The organism is Cohnella yongneupensis, assembly GCF_042655785.1.
GTDB lineage: Bacteria > Bacillota > Bacilli > Paenibacillales > Paenibacillaceae > Cohnella > Cohnella yongneupensis.
Map to the genome: position 1 here is coordinate 1 of NZ_JBHSNC010000016.1, position 3146 is coordinate 3146.

Annotated in this window: 4 protein-coding genes; all 4 read right to left on the reverse strand. The window is 41.8% G+C overall.

What is annotated here, in order from left to right; all coding sequences use genetic code 11:
- Positions 1–257: 257 nt before the first annotated feature.
- Positions 258–728 (reverse strand): GNAT family N-acetyltransferase, encoded by a 471-nt coding sequence (locus ACFPQ4_RS05365; protein ID WP_378110750.1) that lies wholly within the window; start codon positions 726–728, stop codon positions 258–260.
- A 576-nt stretch (positions 729–1304) separates the two neighbouring features.
- Positions 1305–1805, reverse strand: coding sequence for a hypothetical protein (locus ACFPQ4_RS05370; protein ID WP_378110751.1), 501 nt, complete (start codon positions 1803–1805; stop codon positions 1305–1307).
- Positions 1806–2000: 195 nt separating this feature from the next.
- Positions 2001–2453, reverse strand: coding sequence for a PH domain-containing protein (locus tag ACFPQ4_RS05375; RefSeq protein ID WP_378110752.1), 453 nt, complete (start codon positions 2451–2453; stop codon positions 2001–2003).
- 479 nt (positions 2454–2932) lie between these two features.
- Positions 2933–3146 (reverse strand): hypothetical protein (locus ACFPQ4_RS05380; protein ID WP_378110754.1); only part of this gene is annotated, 214 nt, incomplete at its 5' end.

The window sequence follows — 3146 nt, forward strand, 5'->3', positions numbered from 1 at the left end:
AGTGCTGGGTTAAGGCTTTGAAACGTAGCCATTATGTCGCATAACGTTCTTGTATTCACGACGTCCTACCACCTTAAGCCCGAAGGGCGGCCGCGATGCGGTTAGGTGGTGGGATGTGTCCGGCTGATTAAGCTTCCCCGAATACTGAAATGCCTCATCGAATAACATCGAGCTGCTGCCGGACCGAGGGGCGACAACGTCGACCCGATGCGTGAATATGGTGTTATACGCTGTTGCTGACTTCTCTGATTACGCTCTCAAATGTTCTTCTCATATATTATTATTTCTTTTTGATCATCGTTTATTGTTGAATCAATCTTAACGAATCCATTTTTATTCCAGAAATGATGTGCCGGAGTATTCTCAGATATTACACCAATTCTATACTTCGCTATTCCTTTCTCTTTCATCAATTCATTGAATAATTGTAAAGATTTCAATCCATAGCCCTGATTCTGAAACTTCTTCTTAATCAGTAAAAGACCTAACCATGTACTTTGATCATTTGGATTAAAAAGCAAATACTCAAGTATTCCAACAAACTCATTGTTATCCTTGACTAAAAAGCGCTCTGCACCAATATTCTTTGTGTTAGTTATTTCCTCTGCTATCTCTTCAGTTGTAAACTTTTCTTTATTCTTTGATATGAGGTTGAAAAAAGTATTTGAATTTACAATTACTTCTTCTATCTCTATAAAATCAATTGAAGATCTTACTAAAGACAGCATTGTACCACCCTCACTTACGTGTTTTCAGCAATTGCGTATAACGTCTAGGGATTCACGACGCCTCACCACCTTAAGGCTCGAAGAGCCGGCGGCGACGCTTAGGTGGTGCAGGTGTGTCCGGCTGAAAAATGCTTCCCCGTATACTGAAATGCCCCTCCGAATCACATCGGACTTCTGCCGGACCAAAGGGGGCTTGTCCCCCGAAGCGTGAATCCTATGTTAGCTGATGTCTCTCTACTTCCTCGAATCGGTTTTACGTAGCGTCATTTTACACCTTACACCTTCATCTTCATGCGCCGATGGATCTCGTTGCTCTACAACCCTAATATGATCTTCCCCTTCGGAGCAAGAGAGATTTCAGCTAACGTTATTGTATTCACGACGTCCCACCACCTTAAGCCCGAAGGGCGGCCGCGATGCGGTTAGGTGGTGCGGATGTGTCCGGCTGCTTCTGCTTCCCCGAAACTGAAATGCCTCTCTGAGTTTACCTCTAACTTCTGCCGGACCGAGGGCGAATGCCCGATGCGTGAATATGGTGTTAGATGATGGATGTGCCTTCTTGATAAGCTTACAATGTTATTCCTCTGTACTAAAAAATGTGTCATTAGAGATTTCAATTAATTTATTGGTTGCTTCTCGACTTGAAGGATCCTGTGACATAATAAAAAATGCTTCTCTAACTTCGTCTACACGAGCTAACACTTTATCTTTAGATCTATTCTCTCTCAGCGAAATATATAGATTATGCAGACTGATATCTAAATCGTCATTCTTCTTTTCATATGTTGTTAACTCCGACATTACTGACAAGGATAATACGTTTGATATCATATCCCTATAGGTGTAGTCATCAACAATTGTACTAAAACTCCCTAAAACTAAACCTATTTGAGATTTATATTTGAAATCTATGTGATTCTGAAGTTCAATTCTTTGGTTCTGACTTGATGATAATTTCAATGAAAAATAGATTAGGATTATTATTAATGCAAGTATTAAGTAAGTACTTTTATTCTTCATTGATATACTCCCAAAAAATAGATTTGCACATCTTTCATCTAACGTTGTTGTATTCACGACGTCCCACCGACTTAAGGCAGCGAAGCTGCCGGGCGCGATGCGCTTAGTCGGTGCGGATGTGTCCGGCTGATTACGCTTCCTTGCTGCTGCAATTACCTCCCCGAACCCACATCTAACTCCGGCCGGACCGAGGGCGTATGCCCGATGCGTGAATATGGTGTTATCTGATGGCAGGGGCTTCTCGAGATACTTTCAAATATTACTAAATGGCTCTATGAAAATATTAGTATTCCTTGTCTTCAATTCATTAATAAAGATCTCTTTGTCAGTTGGTGATATTATTACGCTTCCTAATAATCCTGTTTTATAGTGAACTTCAATCGCGTCCTTAGAAAATAATATTCTATATCCTACCCATATATTTGGACGTCTTGTTATCTTTGTTATGTCCTTGTATTGAATCCTTGATCTAAAAATGCCCCCTTTAATGAATAAGTGATCTTGTTTGAATGTATATCTGATATCCGATACGATCCAGATCAAAAATGCTGTTACTAAAAGATCAATTAAGATGGCAATTATAAGTTCTACTTGATCCTGGGGCGGGAAAAAGATGAGAGGTATTAAGAAACATAAATTAATGATTAGGACAGTCACCGTCCACAATACAATAAAGAATCGATCTTTTAAGCTCTTGAATTCCATCTCTTCCCCTGCTTTCAGATAACGTCCAGGGATTCACGACGCCTCACCACCTTAAGGCTCGAAGAGCCGGCCGCGACGCGGTTAGGTGGTGCAGGTGTGTCCGGCTGAGTTACTTCCTCGCTACTGAAAATGCTTCTCTGATTCCACTTCTAACTTCCGCCGGACCGAGGCAGCTTGTCTGCCGAAGCGTGAATCATATGTTATCTGCTGTTGCCCTCTTCACCGACTCATCCAAGAAAGATTCGTTATTCTTGCATTTACTCGTGCCTTGAAGCCTTGATTCTTTGATCAGTACTTGAAGCCTCGTTCTGACCGTATCATATAGCTCGCTGTACCATTGGTGCAGCGAAATATATATCGGTATGAGGCTTTACAAGTATCTGATCTGGGTTCTAGTATCAAGGTCTTCATTAGAATTAATGCCGTTAACGAATCTTTCGGTCCCGACCCAAACATTCTGAAACCTGCACTCATGCAATTCATATTACCACTTCAGTATCAGTTCGCTCGCGAAATTTACTAACTAATATGAATTGTCTGAGTTCTTCTTCGAGATGCCTCCTTGCAAATGCAGGGGTCAGGTTTGGGTCTGGGATGGATGCTCTTCCTTGCTCTAGGGCAATTGCAGATAACGTTGTTGTATTCACGACGTCCCACCGACTTAAGGCGACGAATGTCGCCGGGCGCGATGCG